Origin of the sequence: Leptolyngbya sp. Heron Island J, from assembly GCF_000482245.1 — a bacterium.
In the GTDB taxonomy this organism is placed as follows: domain Bacteria; phylum Cyanobacteriota; class Cyanobacteriia; order Phormidesmidales; family Phormidesmidaceae; genus Leptothoe.
The window spans coordinates 41,487-65,256 of the sequence record NZ_AWNH01000057.1 but is presented as its reverse complement, the minus strand read 5'-3'; the positions used below and the strand labels follow the sequence as shown (position 1 = coordinate 65,256).

Genomic DNA, 23,770 nt, shown 5'->3' with positions numbered 1-23,770 from the left:
ACCGTGACCCAACCTGCTGTATTGCGTGATTTGTTGACCGCTGTTGCCCAGGGACAGATTAGTCCAGATACCGCTCTTAATAAGCTCAAACATTTGAACTATCAGCCCGTTGATGACTTTGCCAAAATTGATAATCATCGCGCCCTGCGCACCGGGTTTCCAGAGGTGATCTGGGGTGAGGATAAGAGCGTAGAGCAGCTGATCAAAATCTTTCAAGCCATGGCCCCCGAAAATCCAGTCGTGATGGCCACTCGGATCACACCAGAGGTGTACAGCCAGCTGCAGACAGCTTTACCACACCTCCAATATCACAAGGCAGCTCGCATCTGTGCCCTCCAGCCAGAGACTGTGCCCTTAGTTTATCCGGGGAATATTGCTATTCTCACGGCGGGTACAGCGGACTTGCCTGTGGCAGAAGAAGCTGCCATAGTCCTGGAACTGTCTGGATTTCAGGTGTCTCGGCTGTGCGATGTCGGAGTCGCTGGTATCCACCGATTGTTAAACAATCGGGCTGTGATTGACCGTGCTGATGTGTTGATTGTTGTTGCCGGCATGGAAGGAGCTCTGCCCAGTGTTGTGGCTGGATTGGCCCACTGTCCGGTGGTTGCGGTGCCGACAAGCGTGGGCTACGGGGCCAGTTTTGGCGGCGTGTCAGCATTGTTGACAATGTTGAACTCCTGCGCGGCAGGGATTGGTGTGATGAATATTGACAACGGCTTTGGCGCAGCTGTGTTGGCAGGGCAGATTATTAGAACAGCGGCGAAAATTGGGCAATCAACGTGACTATTGTTCCAGCTTACAAGGCTGACCCACTTCAGCAGATAGTCCCTTCAGTATAGGCTGCATAGTATGGGAGGGACTAACGGCAAGCATTACTCTAGCAACAGCTGTTGGAAGGAGACTACAGCTTGCTGTAGACGGTCACCACTGACCCAAGCAAAGTCATTGTGACCTGCGGCGGGGACCCAGAGAAATGCTTTGGGCTCTGGCGCAGCTTCGTAAAGTTTCCGGCCATGGTGAAACGGAATAATTTCATCGGCTTGACCATGCATCACTAGCACGGGGGAGCGTACATTTTTGAGCCTTTGCAAATTGGGAAACTTGTCAAAGGGCAGCAATGGAACTGGAAAAACCACCTGAAAAGCAGATGTAAAAGTACTTTCCAAGATGAGCCCGGCAACAGGCTGTTGACTGGCCAAGGCCGTTGCCGAGCCGCCACCCACAGAACGACCATAGACGATGATTTCATTACTAGAGACCTTGAGCTGCTGGGTGATATAGGTGTAGGCAGCATTAATATCTTGATAAGCGTTGCGTTCGCTGGGTTTACCGTCGCTGGTGCCATAGCCCCGATAGTCATAGGCAAATATACTAAAGCCCCAGCGGTACATATCGGCCAATCTGGGACGAATATCCCCCAGGTCTTCAGCGTTGCCATGGATATAGAGCAGGGTGAAGGTAGCCTCAGGATTAGGTAAGTAGAGGGCGGAAATCTGCTCGTTGTCAGTGACGGGTATTTTGAGGATGTCCGGGGTGTCTTGATAGCTGGCAGGCGGTGGCAGGAAAATCATGCTGTCTGCCCGAAAAAAGACATATAGGGCAAAGAATATGTAGATGAACAGGACTGAGCGCACCAGGCGTTTCCAAGTGAATTCGCCAATGAGTAGTCTTCTGAGTGACGACTTATTCATAGAGTTCACGGTAGCGACTCAAGTTCATAAAATTCACCGTTCCACACATCAGGGCAATCGTCGTAAACAGTGTGAGTAGACACTAAGAATTCTGATGGTTAGAAATGAGATTTAGCCCTACTCTACTGCTCTTTCAGCCAGATTTTAATGGCGGGTGTTGTCCGGCTCGCTCCCACAATGTGTTCGGATGGTGACACCACGATATGGTCGATTAACATGTCAAAGCCAGTTAAAACCTGTTCGGCTGCCCCCGTTTCCACATTCCAAATACGTACGGTTTGGTCTGCGCTCGCTGTTCTCAATAGGCGACCATCGCGACTAAAGACCATGTCGTTGACATAGCTAGTGTGTCCAGACAGGGTATTAAGCAACTCACCGGTTTTGATTTGCCATTGACGAATGGTGGCATCAGCGCTGGCGCTAAATAAATAGCGACCGTCTGGACTAATGGTGAGCGCATTGACAAAGCTTTCGTGGCCTTTCAGGGTTTCTTTTAGTTCACCGGTTGCTAGATGCCAAACCTTAATGGTGTTGTCGCTGCCGCCACTAATAATGTACTGACCATCGGAGGTGACCACTAAACTATTGACAGCTCCCTGCTGGGTGAGGAGCAAGTCCATTGCTTTGCCGGTACTGGCCTCCCAAATGTGGATCGCACCATCGGCTCCACCGCTGATCAACTGTTGACCGTCTGGGGTGCGAGCGACTGTATTGACAGGCCCATTGTGGGCGCTGTTATTCTGCCAGATCAAGCTACCATTGGCTACTGCCCAGGCTTGCAATGAGCCATCCGCATTACCGCTGTAGAGCCGGGTTTCATCTGGGTTCAGCAAGATGGTATTCACAAAGCTGGTTTGATTACTCCAGATTTGCAGCACCTGGCCAGAGGTTAAATCCCAGACACGGATGGTTTTGTCGGCACTGGCGCTGACTAGTCGCAAACCATCGGCAAACAACAGGAGATCGTTGATAGAACTGGTGTGGGCAGGCAGCGTGCGATGGAGTTGGACTTTGAGCGGGGTGGGTTCTACGGCTTGGATGGCGGTCTTCGCAGGCAGCAGCTGATATCGAACTGCGATCGCACCAACGGCTAAAACTCCCACCAAGGCCGCTACCATCCAGGGCCAGCGGCGACGTGACCGGGGTGGCAACATGGTCTGCGGCAGGGTCTGCCACGATGGCGTGGTAATGCCTAGCTGTAGGGATGTGGCCTCATTTGCAGGGGTTGTACTGTTAGTTAAGGTGGTTTCAGGCAGTGTTGGTGCCAGTGGACGCGATGGCGCAGACTGCCCCGATAGTTCTTTTAATCGCGTCAAAATCGCCTGGGCGCTGGCAGGTCGATCCACCACCCGAGGGGCAATCATGCTGTCGAGTAAATCCGCTAGTTCAGTGGAGATCTGCGGGGCGTAGGAGCGCCATTCAAACTGGTTTTCTAGCGGATCATAGAGCTCGGCATCGGTGGGTGCTTTGGCTGTCAGTAAATAAATTAGAGTGCGGCCCAGGGCATAAAAATCGGATTGGGGTACGGCCTGCCCCTGTTCTTGTTCGGGGGGGGTGTACCCGGCTGAGCTAATCGCCGTGACAATACCACCTTTACTCACCTGATTGAGGTAGGTTGGGGTGACCTCCCGCGCGGCCCCAAAATCCACCAGCGCCAGCTGACCACTGGTGCGAATCATCACGTTTTCGGGTTTGATATCTCGATGAAAATAGTGGTTCTGATGAACCTGTTTGAGAATTTCGGTGAGCTGGGTAAGCCATCGTAGCGCCTGCTGCTCGTGGATAGGATGAGACCCCTGCTGCTTCATCCATTGCGTCAGATTAATGCCATCAATTTTTTCCATGACGATGCAGTGCAGCGGCATGGTGGCAGCGGGCGGTGTCACTGTAAAGTAACCATCCTCGGTCATATACGGTACACCTGGATGGTTTAACTGGCTCAGTGCCGATGCTTCCTGCTGAAACATCGATACAATTTTTGGGGTCTGGCTATGCTCGTTGCGCAGTACCTTCAAAATTTTAGGTAGAGCCCGCTCATAAGCTTCGTAGACCAGACCAAAGCCGGTTTGGTTACTTAACAATCGCATCACACGATAGCGCCCTTGCAAAATTAACGGCGTCCCACAGGCTTGACAGCTATTGGCCTCGCCATTGCCCGGATGATCGGGCCGGGGACAATCGGGATTAATGCATAAACTCATCAGCCACCCTGAAAACCGACCTTAATGATCCAGGGATTGCGATCGCAACCTGCCCCTTTAGCACTCACACGTCTAGCCAAATGACCAGCGCTAACGAGCGCCGTTAGCAGAAAACTGCAATAGCTCCCTAGACCTCCAAGGAACGTAAACGCCCTTTTCCATCCTCACATAAGGATGAGCGATTCTAGATAATGTACCATCCGCTCCTCAGAAACCTCGCAGAAAGCTTGAAAGTTTATTCATGATGACAATCCTCAAAATAAGGGTGCTATAGGATAGTTGTCTTATATGATCGTTGCGACCCATTTCCACCATGTTCCGCAAATTAGTCACTTTTTGCCTGACCGCCATAGTGGTGGCGATAACGCTGTTGTTATCGGCGTCGGCCAATCGTCTAGCCCCTGCCAATGTCATTCTCCATGCCTTTGACTGGAGTTATGGGACCGTAGCAGAACGTGCCCCTGCTATTGCAGCTGCAGGCTATGGGGCTGTGTTAGTCACCCCTCCACTCAAATCACCGATCACCCGCGAATGTCGTTGGTATCAGCGCTATCAGCCCCAGGATTTTAGGGTAATTAGTCACTGTGATGGCGACAAAGAGAGTTTTGTCGCCATGATTAACGCTCTGTCAGCGGTGGGCGTACGTACCTATGCTGATGTTGTAGTCAACCATATGGCCAATGAGCGCAATGCTTCAACCATATTTCCTGGAAGCGCTATTCTTGAAGAGTATGCCAACAATCCTGAATATTGGGAAAGACAGCGACTGTATGGGGATTTAGATGACGGCTTGTTTAGTACTCAAGATTTTCATCCCGCCAACTGTATTCGTGACTATGGCAATCGTCAGCAGGTCATCAAGGGACGTATCTGTGGTGGGGGAGATGATCCAGGCCTACCTGATTTAAGGGATACGGTGCCAGGAGAGAATTGGGTTCTAGAGCAACGAAGACAATATGTACAGACGCTCTACGATCTAGGAGTGCGCGGATTTCGGCTAGATGCTGCTAAGCATATGCCGAACAGAGCTATCCGATATTTTGTTCCCGATAAAATCGCTAAAAATTCCCAGATATTTGCGGAGATTATTACGACAGGTGGCGTTGGCGATCATGAATACAATCTGTTTTTAGAACCTTACTTACGGGAATTACCAGCTGCTTTTGAAGCCTATGATTTTCCATTGCTAAATGCGATTAGACAGGCTTTTAGCCTCGGGCAGCCACTGTCTGACATTGCCCAACCCTACAGTATGGGTAATGCCTTAGAAAACACTCGTGCGGTTACGGTTGTCGTCACCCATGATATTCCTTACAACGATCCGTTTCGCTATCTAATATTAGATCCGACGGATGAAGACTTGGCTTATGCCTACATCATGGGTCGTGATGGTGGAACGCCCATGGTGTTTGATGATGGCACAACGGCTCAGCCCCCCTTTGGTCAGATTGATAATGGCCGCTGGCAAGGGGTGTGGAATCGCGATCGCATGACTCATATGATCCAATTTCACAACCAGATGCAAGGTCTCCCCATGGAAGTACTACATGCCGATGAGTGCAGTCTGCTGTGGCGACGAGCCGAGACTGGCATTGTAGCCATCAACAAATGTGGAGAACCTCGGAAGATTACTGTGGACACTCGATTTAAGTTTAAGTGGTTTCATCTATATCAAGATATCCTGACAAACGAAGCGCCGATCAAGATTAACAGTCCTTCGTTTACGTTTACAGTTCCTGGACGAACTGCTCGTATGTGGATGGCGACTTAATCCCAGTGCCTGAGAACACTAAAAATAAAAATAAAAATCATCAGAAAGTCTTGGCATACCATTGAGAAATATCTCACATCGGAGTACTGAGCCAACCTGAGTAGTGTGGTATCCTGAACCACCCACGTGATTTAACCATGTGATTTAGCCATGTGCATTTAGCTGAAATATCTCAGTGTTTGAGCCTGTATGTGTTGTTGCCACTATGTAGCTAATGGTTAAGCGTCATACTATGGCTAAAGAGCATTGACAAGCTGCCTAGGTCCCTAAGCAGTCTGTCAAAATAAATTCGTTTATTACAGCCAAAGGTTATTGTTGTGGCAACTATCCTGATTGTCGAAGATGAGCCCCAAATCGTCGCCTTTTTGTCTAAGGGATTGCGGCGAGCAGGCTATCAAATCCAGGTAGCTGCAGACGGAATTCAGGCAATGTCACTGGTTGCCTCAGGAGAGATCGATCTGGTTCTCCTAGATTTAGGACTTCCTGTTCTTGATGGTACGTCTGTTTTGAGTGCAACTCGCGCCCAAGGTATACAAATTCCTGTGATTGTAGTAACCGCTCGTGCTGGTGACGATGAGCGTGAAAAATCTTTGGCCCTAGGAGCTAACGACTACATCAGTAAACCTTTCAGGTTCAGTGAGCTATTAAGTTGTGTCCGCTCATACGTATAATCTACAAACAAAAAACTCTACCTATAGGCTATGGGGGGTGAATAGTCGACACATTTTATCAGGATAATTCAGTGTCCTAAAACTAGGACGCTGCAAGCATTGTTCTAATTCCTTTGTCCTCATTTTTCTATCTTTCCACGATAGTTCTCACTAAAGAAAGTAAGAGTGTTCACTACCACAGCCACTGAGTGAACGACTCTCACTTTTTATAGACCAAACACGCACAAGCTTAACAGTTAAAAGCATGGGGCAAATAAGATAACAGATGAAGGATAAGCAAGGAAAATTTAGAGCCATGAAACCTCGTGACTGCAATCATTTCCATCCTTCTTCCGTCCCCCTTTTTTCATCTTCATTCCTATCTGTCCCAGAATCAGTTAAATTGCCTATTCTCTTTGATCAAGCAGACCTGATCCACTTAAATCTCTGCCAGGTCTATCGTGTAGTGCCCCACCAGCGTAATTCTCTCATAGGACATCGGATAGACATGTAAGAGGTTGGGATTCACCTGATCTCGGTGTAGTACAACACCATTGAGACCAATGTCGATGCGATAATCAACAACACGATTGTCACCATCAAGCACCACACTCATAAAGGGATGCTCAGTTGGATTAATCCGCTTTAAATCCTCATAGTCTTGGGTAAAGGGTGTCCCAAATCCTAGGGGCATATAAATGCCATCACTGTAATCTTCGGAAGCTAGCTGAGGAATTGCTTCCACGTCCAACCCAGTGAGGATCAACTTACGTGTACCTTCACTGCCATTGAATACCATTTCAACCTCTTTGAGAGGTTCAGTGGTCAAAGGGGACTCAATTTCTCGCCCGATCACCTTATCAAGAGTTTCAATTTGGCTATAGTCAGAGCCCCACAACCGATTTTCCTCATAGATACCAGGAGGCACAAAGCTTTGAAACTGTATATTCGAACTTCGCAGATCGGCCCAGGTAGTTCCAGGGATTTCTCCGACAATTAGCTTGGACTTTTTATCTTGCTCCCCGAGGGCCATAATCTCTTCGTTAGCTAAATCGGTAGCAGTAACTTCCGATTCTTTGGTCACATCTCTGAAAGCACTCAGATCAAACTGCATACCTTTGAGGAAACCAAAGCCTGGCCAAGCTTCCATAGTACGCGCCTGGGACCAATAGCTGGTGGGGTTAAGTTCAGCCACCATATCGGCATAAGCACCCCGAGAGAAGTCGAAATATCCCTGGTAAATCGTTTCTCTACCCGTCGGCGTTTCAGCGTAGATTGCGAGTTCCCAGTAACCCGCGCCTAAACAGTTATTAGTTAGGCCAATTGACAATTGGTCAGCACTATAACCACCAAACCCTCCGGGAATATCAATATGTTCAGAACCAGCAGAAAATATAACCCGCTGTCGATTAAACTCACGTTCGGTCAAAAACCATCGTGTCAAGGCAGGATCATCCTTAGCAAACTCTGGCACTTGGGGAATAAACCGGCTAAGGTCAATATCACGCAGGTTAAGGGTTGTTTCTCCATCAGGGCCAGCAATGTCAAATGCGACATCTGTCTGGTAATTCTCGCCGACTTGAAAACTGATATTTGAGCCAACGAAGGTGGCATCTTCCGCTGGTGTTTGGAGCGCTATCTGTTCGATGTTTTTATTGCTATAGCGATTAATGAACAATAAAAACCCCGAGCCTGAAATAAGCGCGGGGACTAAAAACCATAAAAGAAAGGTTCTCTTGCGGGTCGGTGTTTCCTTGGGATTAGGTGACTGATCAGGCAGAGCTTGCTCTTGATTTGGGAGCGAAAGAGTCATGGTAAAGCCCAGATTCATATATGTACATAAGCCATATTACTTAATAAATTAAGCAGTTTTTGTAATCAAGACTGCAGAAAATTTAATACAAGTAGGTAAATTGTTGATATTACTTAGATGAATTTGATCAAAATTATCAGAATTAGGCATCTTCTCCCAGTATTTACTCGTATGGCATGTAGTTTTTTACAATAAACCATCCTTGAAATTACTTAAAGCGTCATGGAGGCCTGATATTGTTAACTTTTAAAATGTTTTCTGAGATTTATCCTGCTGGGCGTGAAAGCCTTGAAAACACGTTTATTTTTCTTGGTCAATAAAAATAAACAACCTCTTATATCGCAGTTTTTCTAACCAATAAAATAAGAAATTTCTTATTTTATTGGTTGCATACAAATGTATATTTGTAGTTGTATTTCCGATAAATTTTTACAGTTTTTTATTGGGATTAGATGTATTGAAAATAGCCTATAAGACGCATTGAAAATAGTCCATAAGCTTAATTATCAAATATCCATTAATCACTAAATTTTAAGCATCTGGTTATCCATGTAATGCCATGCTTGTTTGCTGATTTTTTTGTCTTTAGTGAATAACCTAAAAGACGTTTAGAGGATTTCGTTAACTACAAGTTCACTGCTGCCTAAAAGCGTTGGCAGATCCAATATTTGCATCACCTGTTCCCCATAGGACACTAGTCCTTGAACATAGGTGCTGCCCATACTCAGAGAGTTATCGGCGACTTCTTGGATGTCGCTTGGGTTGGCAGAAAAGAGTGCATCCCGAATATCTTCTACGAAGATAGCGATCAGAATATCTTGATACTCTACGACAATAGCTTTAGGTAGTCTTGGGATTGCCTTTGATGGTAGCCCTAAGAGCTGGGCAATATCGATAACAGTTAAAATTTCGCCCCGTAAATTGACGGTTCCAATAATGTGTTTTGGACAGCAGGGGACTGGAGTTGCCTGATTAACTGTGATAAACTCTCGAACCAGACCGGAGTCAATGCCAAAAAGATTGTCGTCTAAAGAGACCACGATTAAGGCTCTAGATTCTGTAGTTGCACCTTCCTCATCAATTGACTGCCTCAAGTTTTCAGCTCGCTGACGAAAGGTTGCTTTCTCCTCCAGGGTTGCCGTAGGTGCAAATGTCATGCTGGAATCAGCATTCAATACCTGTGCTTCAGAGATAGATTGCTCAGTTTGGGAGCTATAGAAATCATCAACTAAAAAGCGAGTAACAGAGATAAACTGCTGAATTTCACCAGTTTTGAACCAGTCTTGAGGGGCATTTAAAATAAAAATGTCAGTTTCATCTGTGACCATGCCTGAAAAAAATCTTTTTAGATCAAGATTAGATGTCTCATGCTGTTTATCTATATTAGTATTTACCTCTAATGTAGATATTTCTTGAATTCCTTTCACTGAGTCAACAATGATACCGATGCTTAAATCTGCTTGTTTGAGCACAACAATGCTGTCACTGAGTTGGTAATGTCGTGGTTGGGACTCATCATGAACTCGGAAGTCAACAATGGGTAAGCTTTCTCCGCGACGATCAAGAACCCCGATAATACTCAGGGGCGCATTGGGGATAAGTACAAGCTCTGGCAAAGCAAATACTTCTTCAACATAGGCTGCGTTGACTGCACCTTGACACTGGTTGATTTCAAAGAGGCAATAAGATGTTTCCATAACGTTTCTCTAATCAATTTTCTTTAAGGCTTGTTCGTACTGTTGAATCAGCTCGGAGGCTGTGAGATTACCAAGTTTGGCAATTCTAGTTTCCCCAGGGAGTTGCCGGAGAAGATTTAAGGCTGCTTTTTGCATTTGCAGGTTAACACCTGTTAGGGAATTATCTAGAGTCTGAAGCTGATCTTCAGTTGTTGCTGTTGGAGATGGGATCTGTTGGGGGAGAGCTGATGACCGGCTGGCTATTGGCTGGGTAGTTGTATCTCCTGGTCGCTGGTAAGCCATCGATTCTTCAAACATTTTGACCCAAAATCTGTCGGGGTTTTGACTGTAAAGCTCAGCATGTCCTACGAGGAGATAACCCAAGGGGCAAAGGGCATTATAGAATTTATCTAAAACTGTTTTAACCGCTGTACTACTAAAGTAAATAAAGACATTGCGACACAGTATTAAATCTATGTCTTTGACGTGACAGAAGGGATTTGAGGATGAATTATCAAGGAGGTTGCCAGTCTGGAAACTGACCATGGTTTTGATATCATCACTAATGTGATAGTGATCGTTTGTTTGCCTAAAAAAACGTTTCTGAATATCTTGATCAACTCCTCGAAAGGACCAGGGGCGATAGATTCCTTCTCTGGCTTTCTCCAGTGCTATCGAGTTAATGTCTACTCCTAAAATTGTCAGGTTCCATTCTTTGATGTCTGGGATTAAGTCGTATAGCAGCATAGCGATGGAGTAGGGCTCTTCACCGGTTGAACAACCGGCACTGCAAATACGCATTGTTTTTGTCTGCGCCTGGCGCTTAATTAAATCTGGAAAAATATGATTTTTGAGTAGTTTGAACTGCCCCTTATCCCGAAAAAAGAAACTCTCGGTATTGGTGATTTCTGTGGTTAAGCTGTCCCATTCCTCCTGACTTTTGTACGTCTCGGCTGCGAGTAATCGATAGTATGCGGCGATGGAATCTGAACCTGTGAGTTTAATTCTTTGGGAAATCGTTTCTTCAAAGGCTGTCTGATCGCTTTCTCTAATGATGATGCCAGTACGCTTGACAATTAGCTGGATAAAAGCTTGAGTCAGCTCTGGACTTAATGACTCTGTGGGTGGCACGATTAGTTTTTACTCTAGATGTAAAGATAAACATTGATTATTGAGGACCGAGCACAAACTGTTGCACAACATTTAAAACTGTTGGTCCAATTGCTTGGATAGGTAAAACGTGTTGGGCAGCTCCTAGAGCAATAGCTTCTTTGGGCATCCCAAATACGATGGACGTTGCTTCATCCTGGGCAATGGTTAGACCACCGACATCAGTAATAGTTTTCATGCCATCTGCACCATCGCGTCCCATTCCTGTTAATAAAACTCCGATGGTTCGACGTCCATAAAATCCGGCAATTGATTTAAATGAGGTGGTCACAGAAGGACGATGCCCATCGACAGGAGGTAATTTTGAGTGAACAAATCGACCTTGGCGATCAATCTCTAGATGTTGGCGCTCAGGTGGAAAGTAAATGTTACCGGGTTTAGGGCGTTCTCCTGCTGGAGCGATCTGGATGGGGAGATGACAGGATTCACTGAGCCAATCTATCAGTCCCTGTAAAAATCCAAGGCTGATATGCTGCACACAGACTACCGGTAGTGGAAAATCTGGGGGTAGTGATGCTAATACCTTTTGTAATGCCAGGGGACCACCGGTTGAAGAGCCCACCGCTAAAATTTTTGGTCTGCTACTTAGTTTTATGGATGAGGCGATTCGATTATGGCGGTTAAATGCTGAATGAGGCTGAGATTTTCCGTGTTTTTTCTTAAAGACTTTGACGCCGGATAGTACTTTAATTTTATTAATAAGAGCTTGCTTAAGTCGGATATTGTCGCTGTCTAATCCAGCTTTTGGTTTAGGTAAAATATCTACTGCTCCAGCCTCTAGCAGCTGAAAAATACGATGGGTATCTTCTTCCTCTTGCACTGAGGCACTGACCACTAATATAGGTCGCGGGTAGCGCAGCATGACCTGGGATGTGAATTCAAGACCATTCATATGGGGCATGAAAAAATCGGTGCAAATCACATCGGGACATGCCTCAGGAATCAGTTCTAATCCTTCCATTCCGCTGCGTGCTGTCCCCACGATTTCAATGTCAGGTGATGAACTGAGAATTTTTTTGAGAATTGCCAAGGCAATGGGCGAGTCTTCAACAACTAGAACACGAATAGGCATCAGGTGCTAAGAATAATATAGATAGGTACTAGATCAGTTTGCCTAAGGTTTCTAAAAGTGCCTCTTGGTTAAATCGACCTTTCAGAATGTAGGCATTGGCCCCCGCGTCGGCACCGCGTTGGCGATCCGCAGCCGAGTCTAACGTGGTCACTAGAATGATAGGTAAATTGTCAAACTTTTGATGTTGACGAATTTTAGTGGCCAGGGAAAACCCATCCAGGTAGGGCATTTCTACATCCGAGACAACGGCATCAAAGATGCCACTTTGGAGTGTGTTATAACCTTCGAGACCGTTGTTAGCTGTGACGACTACATAGCCAGCACCTTCAAACAATCGTTTTTCTTGAATCCGAACGGGCGGCGAGTCTTCTACTAAAAGAATGACAGGTTTTTTCTGTGTGTTTGCTTTATTTGTCGCTAGTGTTTCGGATAGCGATTGTTGCTGTAGGGACTTGAGTAGATCTGGCGGGTTGAGAATCATACAGATTTCTCCTGAACCCAAAACGGTGGTTCCAGAAACATTGCGAACCCGCTTGAGGATCTTACCCAAAGGTTTGCTGACTACTTCCTGTTGGCTAATTAACCGATCGATAAAGAAGCCGGCTTGTTCATGGCCAACATTGAGGATCATGCAAGGCCGGGTATCATCGACACTCAAGCCTGGTTTAGCCACCCAGTCATAGATGGGGGAGCTAGACAGCTCTAAAACATCGGTTAAATTGGCCACTGGAACCGCTTCGTCCCCTAGCATGATTGTGTATTCTCCATCGGTGGTCACAATTTGCTGAGGAGAGACCAGTAATGTTGTTTTTAGAAATTCAATAGGCACAGCAAACATCATGCCCTGGGTTTCCACTAAGACCACATTGGCTGTACTGAGAGCTGTGCTCAGCTGTAGGCGAAACGTGGTGCCCTGAGCGGGGGTAGATTCAATCTGAATGCTTCCTTTGAGGTTTTCTACCTGGTTGCGAACAACATCTAGCCCCACACCTCTGCCGGAGATTTCAGTAATAAAGTTACGGGTTGAGAAACCGGGGGCCAGAATTAGCCGTTGGATTTGGCTGGTGGACATGGCATCCAGTTCAGCTGAGCTGTAGAGTTTCCGTTTAATTGCGGTTTGTTTAATTTTTTCTAGATCTAGACCTCTACCATCGTCTGTGATTTCAATAATTAGGCTGATAGCCGTTTGATAGGCTTTGAGCCGTAGGGTAGCCGCAGCGGGTTTGCCCAAGGTCTCACGTTCAGCTGATGTTTCAATTCCGTGGTCGATGGCATTGCGCACAAGATGCATTAATGAGTCTTTAATGCCTTCTAATAGCCGCTTGTCACTGGTAGCTTCTGCGCCTTCAACTACGAGATTGATAGCTTTGGACTGTTGTTTGGCTAGATCACGAACTACACGCTGTAGAGGTTGGAAAAGGGTGGATAGTGGCAGCAGCTGTAGTCTACGAACCTGATTTCTTAACTCTTCGGAGACTAGCTCGAGCTTAGTGCTATTAGTTTGCAGGGTGGATCTTAAATTTAAGATCAGGGTTTCTAAACGCTCTTCATAGGACGGACCTGAGACAGCCTGCGGTTTCCCTTTGTTGGCTTGCCATTCGTCCCACAACGTCATCAGTTGCTCAGTTTGGGTCGAGGTTTGGGCGATTTGAATACGGGTGACAGCTAATTCTTCTGCCTGGGTGGTTAGGGCATCAAGATCGCGTAGCTGGACGCGAAGAGTATCGGTTTGAGGGGTGTCTTTATTGCTGGTCGCTGGTGATGGCGGTTCGGTTTCTGGAGTGGGCTCTAGTGGTGACGCGATGGTTTCTGGCTCGACATCGATCGTAGTGGTGGCTGCCGGTAGGACTTTGGCCAGAGTTTCTAGGAGCTGTTTGGTGTCGACGTTGGCGGATACACCAGTGACAGCTTCATAGGCCAGGTAGGAGATCGCATCTAAACCTTCATACAAGCGATCGCTAACCGTTGCATCCAGCTCCAGAGTCTGACTTTGAATGCCAATCAGAATATCCTCTACCCTATGGGTGAGGGCTTCTACTGATTTAAGCCCCGCACTTCTGGCATCCCCCTTCAGGCTATGGGCCTCCCGCAGCAGTACTGATAATGACTCCTGATCGTCAGGATTCTGCTCTAAATAGAGAAGATTGGACTCTAGTGTTTGGAGACGTTCTTCGGTTGTAGTTTGATAAATTTGTCGCAGTTCAGGGTCAGCAATAACGCTGGCACTGGAGATCATCTCGGGTTCAGGAAGCGTTACGCCTGGCGCTTCCAACGCTGGCGACTCCAACGCTGTTGTTATTTCACCCAGTCGTTCAAACACTTGAGGCAGCACCACATGGCTTGGTTCGCCTGTTGTCGCTTCACGGACCAGCTGGTCGATGGCCTCTAACCCATCTTTCAAACAGCTACCGACCTGAGCGCTAAAGGGGATGGTCTGATGTTGAAGATCGTTGACAATCTTTTCAATAACATGGACAAGATCGCCAATCTCGTCCATGTCAACCGCCCTAGAGTCACCTTTGAGACTATGGGTTTCTCGTCGCAGCACTTCGATGGTGGTGGCATCGTCCGGGCTGTGCCCCAGCTCTTGGAGACTAGCTTTTAGGGCTTGCAGTCGACTATCGCTGGTAATCCGATAGATCTCCCGTAGTTCATCGTCTCTAATATAAAGGGTTTTGGTCGTGGAGTCTGGGCTGGCAACTGGTGTTACGGTGGTCGAGGCGGCAACTGCTTTGAGAAAATCCAGGGTCTGGTTGTAATCGATGTCAATTGGTTCACCCGTGACCACTTCGTGGACAAGTTGACTAATGGCATACATGCCCTGATAAAAGCAATCGCTGATATCCAGAGTAAACTCAGCATGCTGTTGTTGCAGGGCTTTGACTACCTCCTCTAGTTCCTGAGCTAGGATAGCAACAGTATCTAGACCGATGACTTTAGAGTCGCCCTTAAGACTATGAATTTCTCGCCGTATGTCTTCGAGAATTGTTGGGTTATGGGGATCTTCTTCTAACTGCAGCAGACTGGATTGGAGGTTATTGAGTCGCTGTGTGCTGGTTTCTTGATAGAGGCTGCGCAGTTCTTCATCTTGGATCATCATGCGTTTGAGTCATCGGGTTAAGGATTACGGTGGATGCGGCTTTGCTGCATAAATTTAGGGATATGGCGAAGAACAGAAGCAGAAGGCAAATCCCTGAAATCGCAAACTTTCAGGCCTCTAAATTGTTCTCACTAATTCTTCATCTGTTATATTGCCGGTTTCAAGGAGGAAATCCAGACAATCCTAATATTTGGTCGGTTGCCTAACGCTTCCCTGACTCAGCCAGGGAAGCGTTAGGCAGTGAGGTGGCCTAGATGATTTTTTCCAGATCTAGAGCGGCTTCATTCAGCTGCTCTGTGCCAATTTTGGTTTGGTTCAAACCACCAGCCGTTTCCTTAGCGCCTCGGTTAATGAGTTCCATCGCATTGACAACCTGTTTGATGGCGTCTACCTGCTGTTTGAGGTTCAGTGACACTTGCTGATTGTTGAGCACCACCTGGTTGACAGAGTCCTGGATTTGATTGAAGGCTGATTCTGTGCGTTTGGCGATTTCTACACCTGTTTTCACAGTTTTGGTACCTTCTTCTGTCACCATCACGGTTTCGTTAATTGCTTTTTGGATGTCAGAAACCAAGTTGTTGATTTTGTCAGCTGACTGCTGGCTTTGGTCTGCAAGCTTACGAATTTCGTTGGCAACTACAGCAAATCCTTTACCATGTTCCCCGGCTCGGACAGCTTCAACCGATGAGTTCAACGCCAGCATGTTGGTTTGGTTGGCAAAGTCAATCACCAGCTGGGAGATATTACTAATTTGATCCGCCTGGCTGCTGAGGTCTACGATTTGCTCTGCGATCGCATCCACCTTGCTCTCCAAACTAAACATTCCCTCCAAACTGGCACTCAACGAATCAGCGCCTTCTTCTGAGGCCGAAAAGGCCAGCTTGGCCGCTTCAACAGCTGCATTAGCCTGTTCGGCAGCGTGACGAGAAGAGGCTTCTAGCTCATCCATAGTGGTGGTGGTTTCATTCACCGAAGCGGCTTGCTGACTGGCAATCCGTTCTTGCTCGGCCACGGTGGAGGCCATTTCCTGGGTGGAGGTGGCAATGTTAGAGGATACTTTCTCCAGTACCGATACCAACTGCCGTCCACGCCAAATCGCAAATGGAATCACCAGACCCAGAGATAATAAAACTGTTAAACCGGCGAAAAGTTTGAATGAAGTAACCGAGGCAAATACTTCACTGCGGGGTACTTTTGCGATCGCAGTCAGTGCATAAGCTCGCTCTGGATTAGGGACAAACCGCTTATAGGCAAGAATGTTTTGACCTACGTTAATAGTGCCCGACTCACTGGAGAGGATTTGTTCCGCCAGCTCTGGGGAATATTCAGTTGCCAAGGTTTCCTCTTTACCCAAGTCAAATCCCCACAACTTGTCAGGGTCTGGGTGAGCAAGAAAATAACCATCCTGGTTAACCAGCTGTAGCTCCTCCGACTTCAACTCCTCTGAATCACTCAGAAACTCTAAAAACTTATTGGCAAATACATTAGAAATGATGATACCCCGCTGTTGGCCGGATGCATCGAATACAGGCGTAGCGTAGCGAATAACCGGTTTAAAGGGTACTTCAATTTCTCCCTGTTCCTGGTTGAGATTCACGGGGGATGTATAAACGCTACCGGATGATAACGAGACCGTCTCAGTAAAATAGCCTCGGTCCCCTTTATTCTGCAGCTGATCTGCGGGAATGGGGATAACTGAAGTACCATCGGAATCTACCCGCACCAGCTCTTCACCAGACTCATCAATATATCGCAGCTGCATATATTGAGGCTTCTCCTCCATAATGCTCTTAAAGACGTCCTGCAGACGACCAGCCCATTCATCATAGGAAGAACCATCTTCAGGATCGTTACCACCATTGGCCCGAGCACGAATCATCCCCTGGACCGGAGGCAGCTTACTCATAAACAGAACATCCTCATTGAGCCCGGTTAAAAAAGTATCAATTTTCTCAGTATTTTCCTGGGCCTCTTCCTTCAGTGCTTCGGTCGCATTATTGCCTAGAGCGCTACTGGCAGAGGTTGTACCCAATAGTCCAACGGCTGAGGCGGGAATTGCGGCGCTCAATATGATCAGAAGTAGAAGCTGCTGCTGGATTTTAAGCTTTTGGAAACTGCCAAAGATATTTGCAAACATAGTGAGTGATCTTCTGAGAGTAAGAAACTAAAAAATTAGACAAAAATCGAGAATTAGGAGCAAAGAATGAGAAGACGCTGTAATTCCGCCTGTTTAATGCGCATTTAAGCCTTTAAAGCCAATATTGTTGACTATCCCCTCTAACAAAAGCCATCAACTTTAATTAGACGCATCAAAACATGACTTCCTAATGAGCAAGAATCAGGATAAACATGCAAGAAGATAAAAAAACTCGATAAAAACCTTAAGCGCTATAAAAACAATTTAAAGATGAAAGTTTTCCTATCCATAAGTCTATAAGTACAGACTAAAGATGAAATTTTTCTTATCCATAAGTCTATGAATACAGGTCAAAAAATGAATTTTTTCTTATTTATTGAAAAGTGCGAGTTAAATTAGACGATTAACCCTCTAAATAAGCCAGGATTTGCTGAAACTCAGCAATAATAAGTAATGTAAACTGTATTTTTTGCGACATTTTTTCCTTTAGATCCTAAACAATAGAGATAGCTTCCATAGGGAATTCAATTCATTGAAGCTACGCTATTAGAACCTTATAAAGGAGTCAGAAAAGATACGTGTTGGTAGATGAGAATGCCTGAAAATCCTTTTTCTTCAAGGATTTCAAGTGCTTAGCACTGTAAAAGCTTAATGGTTAATCCCTGTGAAAAACTGTTTAAGCTTCCCTCTAATCTCACCCTGTAATTAGAAAATCGATAAATGATTGCAGCTGATTTTACTACATCTTTAAAAAAGTTGTTGATAGGATTAAGTTAAAAGAAAAATCAGTACTTTGCCTGACCAAAGGCGATTGGCTTTGAAAAGATTGCTGATTGTAAGTGGAGTGATATTAGTTTAATTGAGATCCAGATTTTATAACTAAAGCTGTCATGGGTTAGTCGTTAATGCAGACTAAGCTATTATTTTCAGAAAATATATCTTCTTTAAATTGACTACAATTCTGTTTAAGTGAATGTTTTGCTGGTTATATATCATTCATAGTCTCATTGGCCCCGCCCATGATTATTGGTTAAAAAATTGGATAAAAAGTATCAAATATGCTGGTTAGGCCTCTTAAATCCACCAAATTTTAGAGATTTCAAGATAGAACTCCCCAAAAACTTGGAAAACTTCCAATTGACTTCATTGGGAGTTTAGGACTCTTTCTGACTAAGGTAGCTGATCAAATTTGAATGCTACCTCTAAAACCTCCTCTAAGAAGTCAGTCACCATAGTTGATCCCTCTTAAAACGATTGCTGTGAATCCTATGTACGATTTTATGCGCCTTGAATACATTCCCCTTGCCCCCTATCCCAGCATGTATTCATCTCAATCGAGAAGCGTTATAAAATCAGAAATTTCTTTGAAACTACCTCACGTTTAACTACTGTCGCAGATGGAAATTACAGAGCTGACTCAACTGTTAAAGCTTCCCAATACTAATCTTGATGGACACTTAATCCTCAGTGATCAACAGTTGAGCTGGAAGCTCACCGTTATCCAGGGCCGATTGCTCTACGCTGTTGATAATATGCATGTTGTTCGACACTGGAACAGAAACTTTGAACAGTATTTTCCTAATGCTAGTTGGACTAATACGGAGATACAACCGTCAGCTGATCAGCCCTGGCAAATACAGTGGCTTGATATGGGAGTGAGTCAACAACATTTAAGTTTGATTCGCGCCAAACTGATGATTCGTACGATTATGCAAGAATGCTTATTTGAGCTAAGCCTGTGTAATTTTCTCCAGCATCACTGGCAGCCAAGCACATTGCCCCTCTCTCAAGTATCTCGAAGTCTAGCGCTATCTACTTGGGAAACCAAGATGACCCATAGCAAAGTCAAAAACCTGCGACAGCAATGGCAGGCGGCGGGATTGACGGGGCTTACCCCCAGTCTATCTCCAATCCTGAAACGGTCTGTAGAGCCTCAAAGATTGCCGTTGCCCCACCAATATTTCACTGGCCGAAACACGCTATGGGATATTGCCACAAAGCTTGATAAATCTGTTGTAGAGGTCACTCAGCATCTGCTGCCCCTGATTAAAGATCAGGCATTAGAGTTGAGGACTATACCTGACTTACCGTTATCCAAAGTTAAACTCTCAGTACCAGCCTCCTCGACACCCCCAACTCCTGCAGCGACGGCAACGGCGTCCCGTAAACTAGGGAGCTTGTCATCATCAGTCATTTCAGCAAAACCGGCAAAACCCGTTTCATCATTCATTGAGTCTGCGCCTGCACCCAAAAAAGAAGCGGGCCAGCCGCTAATTGCCTGCATTGATGACAGTCCCGTATTGGCCCACAGCCTTAAGAAAATCTTGGCCACGGCTGGCTATCGTACCCTGATTATTCAAGAACCCATGCAGGGGTTTTCTCAGTTGATTGAGCATGTGCCTGGTCTCATATTATTGGACGTCATGCTACCCAATGCTGATGGTTATAATATCTGTCGATTTTTAAGAGACACGCCAGTCTTTAAAAATACACCGATTATTATCCTGACTGGGCGCAGTAAGCCAGTTGATCGGGCGCGGGCCAGTATGGCTGGCGCAACAGAATTTTTAGTGAAGCCGCCAGAACCTAACGAACTCATCAGCATGATTCGTAAATATCTCCAACCAAGCCCCAATTAAGGCACAATGAGTTGCTTGGAAATTTGTTTGAGAAAATTCAGATGAAGATCAAAATAGCAATCATTGAGCTGGCCCTGTGCTAAAGAATTGCTGGCATTGAGTCCAAAAAACCAGATGTCTCGCATAGCGATAAACGGCTCAATCAGGTTTAAGTCTAAATCAGTGATCTTTCGTCTGGATCGATAGCCGTCTAAAAAGTTGGACCACAGCGGTTCTTCTTTTCCCAACAGCTGCATGACCCACTTAAAGGTAGCCAGGTCATAGATGCGCCAGCCTAAACCACAGCAGTCAAAATCAAAATGCGTGACTTTGCCGCCATAGACATGGGCATTCTCTCCATGTAAATCACCGTGACAAAAACCATAGTCAAGGGTATCCATATCTGTAGCCTTGATGATAATAGAAAGCTGAGTGGCTAACCCACAGAGAAACTTCCAGTCTGAACGTCTATGGGATAGATACGGCTGAATATTCACTAAAGGAATATTAATTAGATAGTTAAGATCTAGAGGAGCACGACTAGCCCGAGACGTAAACCCTGAGGAACAATGATGTATTTCGGCCACGGCTTGTCCAAACAGGATGGCATCGCTTGGGTATTCAAACGTTAAGATAGAGCCCGGAGCAAATTGGGTGACGATAACATATCGCTCTCCTTCTGGAGCCATGATCGGGGTGATAAACTCACCATCCTTTCTGGCGATCGGTGTGGCAACAGCAGCATTTGCCCTATGCAAGTGTATGAGGGCGTCTAGCTCAAATTCTATAGCTGAGCGTGTTCTCCAATTATTTCGGTATACCCGCAATATAAAACTCTCGTTTTCAGAAGATACTTTATAGGTATCATTGATGCCCTTGTGCCAAAACTCACAGATCTTGGGAGTGGGCAGCTGATAGTGAGGCACTACTTTATGCAGGAGCTCAGATGTACTGAGGGTAGAATCAGCTGCTGCAATTGTTAAGTCTCGATGGTCCAAGGTTTACCTCTCTAGACGATGACGGATTGACTAGAACAGTTTAGATCCTGAAAACGTTCCTACCTCAGACATCATCTTTATTCCTCTGTCTTCACTCTTTCGTCCTTCACGACAGGTGCAACGCGTTGGCCAGTTATGCATATAGCTCCTCTTTAGAACTATCCTAGCAATCACCAAAATCTGAATATTTCTGACTGGAGCAGTGTGATATGATCCTATCCACTGAATCGGTTCTAGCGGGGAACAGCCGCTAGAGTTAACGGGGAAAGCGCAGTGAAAATCTGCCACTGTCCCGCAGCTGTGAAGCAGGTTCTGACCTTTTACTGCGCCCAAGGCTTAAAGTCTTGTCGTGGAAAAGAATTCAGGTTTTAGCCTGGATGGAGTCGTACCTCTGAGTCAGAATGCCCGCCGATGCTGATTACCCCAAACAATATCTGCGAGGTACGGATAGTGAATCAAGTTTTCTTTGTGCGTTCAAGACTCCATTGGCAAGTGTACTCTCAGTATAGCTGCAGCTCCTAATGCAGTATAGGCCAGAGTCTATAGATAGTGTTTTCAAGGCTGATTAGTCGAATATATCCTTGCAGACGCTGTGGCTTCAAGCCTTAGCGGCTCTGTAATGCGTCACACTGGCTATCACAACTTTTAAGATTCTCTCCTCGGTGCGAGAGGGTTTGGCTCGAAAAAAATGGCTCAGAAGACCTTTTCTTTCTCTCCCTTGGAGAGGGGCAAAGTTTCTGAGAATAATGCTTTGGTCATTAACCTGCATGCATACCATATACTTCAAATTCCAAAAACAATATCTACCATGTCCAAGTTTCCTGTTTCTCTGACTCTTTTATTCTTTTTATTGGCAGCACCTGCCTGGGCTGGAGAAACAGCTCGCCCAGACAATTTTGAACTCTTGACCCAGAGTCCTGAAATAGACGACGTTATCCGCATCAACGTTGTTGAAAGCATTTTAGATCAGCCCGTTTATTCCCCCTTTCGGCGTGAAGGGACTGTTCGTGAAGCAACACAACCGGTCTATGTCATTAACCGTGAACAAATTGAAGCCCAGGGAGCCCGCACTGTAGACGAAGCTCTCCTCTATCTGCCTGGCATCCTGAGTGAAGGAACAGCCGGTGGACAGCTAGGAGCCCAGAGTGGCCAGTTCATTCGCGGTAGTAGCACCGCTCAAACACTGATTCTGCTTGATGGTCGTCCCATTAACGAGATCGGCGCTGCGGGTGGTTTTGATCTATCGAATTTTACAACAGATGCAGTAGAGCAAATTGAGGTGCTACCAGGGGGAGGTTCTGTACTATATGGCTCTAACGCCATTGGCGGTGTTATCAATATCATTACCCGCAGACCCCTAGCAGAAGCAGGAATTGAAACCACAGCTAGCTTTGATATCGGCAGCTTTGGCTATAACAATCAAACTGTGCAAGTCCGTGGCAACACCGGCACTATTGATTGGAGACTGGGGTATAACCGTACCGATGCCGACAATGATTTCCCCTTCAGTTTGAACACAGTCGATTTTGAAGGTGATCGCACCAATGCTGAGGTCCTTTATAACAATTTTAATTTTCAGCTAGCAGCTGACCTGGGTGAGCGCAATCGAGTTAGTCTGGGAGCTTTGTATCTAACAAAAAATTTAAACGTTCCTGGTGGTGTACCGACTCCCGATGGCTTTGGTGCGTTTAATACCCTGACTGAGGATGACAATCAGTACACAGAGAATCTGTTGCTGGATCTAACCTATGAATCCAGGTTAGGGCAGGGGGATGACTCATTATTAACGGCACGATTGTTTGGTGATTTTCTTGACCTGACGTTTAATGATCCTGTGGCTGATAGTAATTTTGATACGCCTTCAGAAGATCGGATTGATCAAGTATCTTTAGGTGGCCAATTGCAGCATGCCTGGCAGTTTGCTGACAATCAAAATATTACCTATGGCATCGACTACCGCAATGTTCAAGCTGAGAATGAGACTACTAATTTGCTGACAGGGATAACGGCTGATGCCTATGACGAGAACATCAATCAAACGGGTATTTTTGCGCGATATCAGGCTAATATTACCTCTCGTTTTGGGGTGAATGCTGGTATTCGCCAAGATTTCAACGACCTGGCTGATGGTTCGTTTACCTCGTTTAACCTAGGCACACGGGTAGCTTTAACAGACGCCACCAGTCTCCGAGCGAATTTTGCTCGGAATTTTCGGGTGCCGACGCTATCAGATCTGTTCCTGACTACCTTCAACACCAATAACCCAGACCTTGAACCTGAAACTGGTATTAGCTTTGATGTTGGTGTTGATCAACAGCTTGGAGATCGAGGTTTGTTGAGAGTCACGTTCTACCGTAATGAAATTAATGATGCGATTAACTTTAATAGTGATAGCTTCAGGTTGGAAAACATTGACCGAGTAGAGTCTATCGGGATTGAGACGGAGTTGAACTACCAAGTGTTTGACGGCGTGTTTGCCTTTGCCAACTATACGTGGAATCGTCCGGAAATTCGGGAAAGTGATAACCCTGATAATCGAGGTAACTCTCTACCGTTTATCAATGCCGACAGCTTTAATTTAGGTTTGGCTTACGAACCTGGAGATGGGCTTTACGCGGCACTATTTTTACGTTCCCTCAGTGATACTTTTGTCGATCGAGGCAATCTAGAATCCTTGGATGGACGGACAACTTTAGACTTGAAGCTGCGGGTACCCCTGTCGAATACCTGGGCGTTAAATGCGAGTATGGACAATATTTTTGATGAGCAGTTTGAAGAGTTTCCAGGATTTCCAGGAGTTGGTCGCAGTCTCCAGGTAGGTGTAAAAGGCACTTTTTGATTACTTGTGTATATACGGTAGAAGATGAAGGGGG

The 23,770-nt window shown here is 45.9% G+C and carries 14 protein-coding genes and 1 riboswitch; of the genes, 5 read left to right on the top strand and 9 right to left on the bottom strand.

The annotated features are described in order from the left end of the window. Nucleotides 1-3: 3 nt before the first annotated feature. On the top strand, nt 4-783 hold the full coding sequence (larB, locus tag N836_RS55770) for a nickel pincer cofactor biosynthesis protein LarB (protein WP_023073550.1): 780 nt from the start codon (nt 4-6) through the stop codon (nt 781-783). Between the two features lie 89 nt (nt 784-872). Here the strand turns inward: larB and N836_RS55765 are convergent, their stop codons facing one another. Together N836_RS55765 and N836_RS55760 are read right to left on the bottom strand one after the other, a co-directional pair. Next, nucleotides 873-1,691 (bottom strand): alpha/beta hydrolase, encoded by an 819-nt coding sequence (locus tag N836_RS55765; protein WP_031293051.1) that lies wholly within the window; start codon nt 1,689-1,691, stop codon nt 873-875. 122 nt (nt 1,692-1,813) lie between these two features. Continuing rightward, complete coding sequence (locus N836_RS55760; protein WP_023073548.1) at nt 1,814-3,892, bottom strand: serine/threonine-protein kinase; 2,079 nt, start codon at nt 3,890-3,892, stop codon at nt 1,814-1,816. A 313-nt stretch (nt 3,893-4,205) separates the two neighbouring features. Here N836_RS55760 and N836_RS55755 point away from each other — a divergent pair, with 313 nt between their 5' ends. Further along, the gene (locus N836_RS55755; protein ID WP_023073547.1) at nt 4,206-5,663 is read left to right on the top strand and encodes an alpha-amylase family glycosyl hydrolase; all 1,458 of its coding nucleotides are present in this window, start codon (nt 4,206-4,208) and stop codon (nt 5,661-5,663) included. Nucleotides 5,664-5,980: 317 nt separating this feature from the next. Continuing rightward, nucleotides 5,981-6,334 carry a response regulator transcription factor gene (locus N836_RS55750; RefSeq protein ID WP_023073546.1) on the top strand — a complete coding sequence of 118 codons (354 nt, stop codon included), beginning with the start codon at nt 5,981-5,983 and terminating at the stop codon, nt 6,332-6,334. A gap of 418 nt (nt 6,335-6,752) precedes the next feature. On the opposite strand, the gene N836_RS55745 is transcribed toward N836_RS55750, so the two are convergent. The 6 genes from N836_RS55745 to N836_RS55720 form a co-directional block, all read right to left on the bottom strand. Further along, on the bottom strand, nt 6,753-8,126 hold the full coding sequence (locus N836_RS55745) for a hypothetical protein (RefSeq protein WP_152532170.1): 1,374 nt from the start codon (nt 8,124-8,126) through the stop codon (nt 6,753-6,755). A 608-nt stretch (nt 8,127-8,734) separates the two neighbouring features. Continuing rightward, nucleotides 8,735-9,823 carry a chemotaxis protein CheW gene (locus N836_RS55740; protein WP_023073544.1) on the bottom strand — a complete coding sequence of 363 codons (1,089 nt, stop codon included), beginning with the start codon at nt 9,821-9,823 and terminating at the stop codon, nt 8,735-8,737. Between the two features lie 9 nt (nt 9,824-9,832). Further along, on the bottom strand, nt 9,833-10,933 hold the full coding sequence (locus N836_RS55735) for a CheR family methyltransferase (protein ID WP_023073543.1): 1,101 nt from the start codon (nt 10,931-10,933) through the stop codon (nt 9,833-9,835). Nucleotides 10,934-10,970: 37 nt separating this feature from the next. Beyond that, nucleotides 10,971-12,044, bottom strand: coding sequence for a chemotaxis-specific protein-glutamate methyltransferase CheB (gene cheB, locus N836_RS55730; RefSeq protein WP_023073542.1), 1,074 nt, complete (start codon nt 12,042-12,044; stop codon nt 10,971-10,973). A gap of 28 nt (nt 12,045-12,072) precedes the next feature. Next, nucleotides 12,073-15,144, bottom strand: coding sequence for a hybrid sensor histidine kinase/response regulator (locus N836_RS55725; RefSeq protein WP_023073541.1), 3,072 nt, complete (start codon nt 15,142-15,144; stop codon nt 12,073-12,075). Nucleotides 15,145-15,394: 250 nt separating this feature from the next. Beyond that, nucleotides 15,395-17,281, bottom strand: coding sequence for a methyl-accepting chemotaxis protein (locus N836_RS55720; RefSeq protein ID WP_023073540.1), 1,887 nt, complete (start codon nt 17,279-17,281; stop codon nt 15,395-15,397). A gap of 1,397 nt (nt 17,282-18,678) precedes the next feature. Between N836_RS55720 and N836_RS55715 the strand changes: the two genes are divergently transcribed. Beyond that, on the top strand, nt 18,679-19,920 hold the full coding sequence (locus N836_RS55715; protein WP_023073539.1) for a response regulator: 1,242 nt from the start codon (nt 18,679-18,681) through the stop codon (nt 19,918-19,920). On the opposite strand, the gene N836_RS55710 is transcribed toward N836_RS55715, so the two are convergent. Beyond that, entirely contained in the window at nt 19,917-20,897 is a 981-nt protein-coding gene (locus tag N836_RS55710; protein WP_023073538.1) for a phosphotransferase enzyme family protein, read from the bottom strand. The genes N836_RS55715 and N836_RS55710 overlap by 4 nt on opposite strands. Before the next feature lie 211 nt (nt 20,898-21,108). Next, a riboswitch (cobalamin riboswitch) is annotated at nt 21,109-21,324 on the top strand. A 381-nt stretch (nt 21,325-21,705) separates the two neighbouring features. Between N836_RS55710 and N836_RS55705 the strand changes: the two genes are divergently transcribed. Further along, nucleotides 21,706-23,736 carry a TonB-dependent receptor plug domain-containing protein gene (locus tag N836_RS55705; protein ID WP_023073537.1) on the top strand — a complete coding sequence of 677 codons (2,031 nt, stop codon included), beginning with the start codon at nt 21,706-21,708 and terminating at the stop codon, nt 23,734-23,736. The last annotated feature ends 34 nt before the right edge of the window (nt 23,737-23,770 follow it).

Bases quoted from the DNA above. Each gene is read 5' to 3' on its own strand.
- N836_RS55765 (WP_031293051.1), bottom strand. From the start codon at position 1,691: ATGAATAAGTCGTCACTCAGAAGACTACTCATTGGCGAATTCACTTGG.
- N836_RS55705 (WP_023073537.1), top strand. From the start codon at position 21,706: ATGTCCAAGTTTCCTGTTTCTCTGACTCTTTTATTCTTTTTATTGGCA.
- N836_RS55755 (WP_023073547.1), top strand. From the start codon at position 4,206: ATGTTCCGCAAATTAGTCACTTTTTGCCTGACCGCCATAGTGGTGGCG.
- N836_RS55720 (WP_023073540.1), bottom strand. From the start codon at position 17,281: ATGTTTGCAAATATCTTTGGCAGTTTCCAAAAGCTTAAAATCCAGCAG.
- N836_RS55725 (WP_023073541.1), bottom strand. From the start codon at position 15,144: ATGATGATCCAAGATGAAGAACTGCGCAGCCTCTATCAAGAAACCAGC.
- N836_RS55715 (WP_023073539.1), top strand. From the start codon at position 18,679: ATGGAAATTACAGAGCTGACTCAACTGTTAAAGCTTCCCAATACTAAT.
- N836_RS55745 (WP_152532170.1), bottom strand. From the start codon at position 8,126: ATGACTCTTTCGCTCCCAAATCAAGAGCAAGCTCTGCCTGATCAGTCA.
- cheB (WP_023073542.1), bottom strand. From the start codon at position 12,044: ATGCCTATTCGTGTTCTAGTTGTTGAAGACTCGCCCATTGCCTTGGCA.
- N836_RS55760 (WP_023073548.1), bottom strand. From the start codon at position 3,892: ATGAGTTTATGCATTAATCCCGATTGTCCCCGGCCCGATCATCCGGGC.
- N836_RS55740 (WP_023073544.1), bottom strand. From the start codon at position 9,823: ATGGAAACATCTTATTGCCTCTTTGAAATCAACCAGTGTCAAGGTGCA.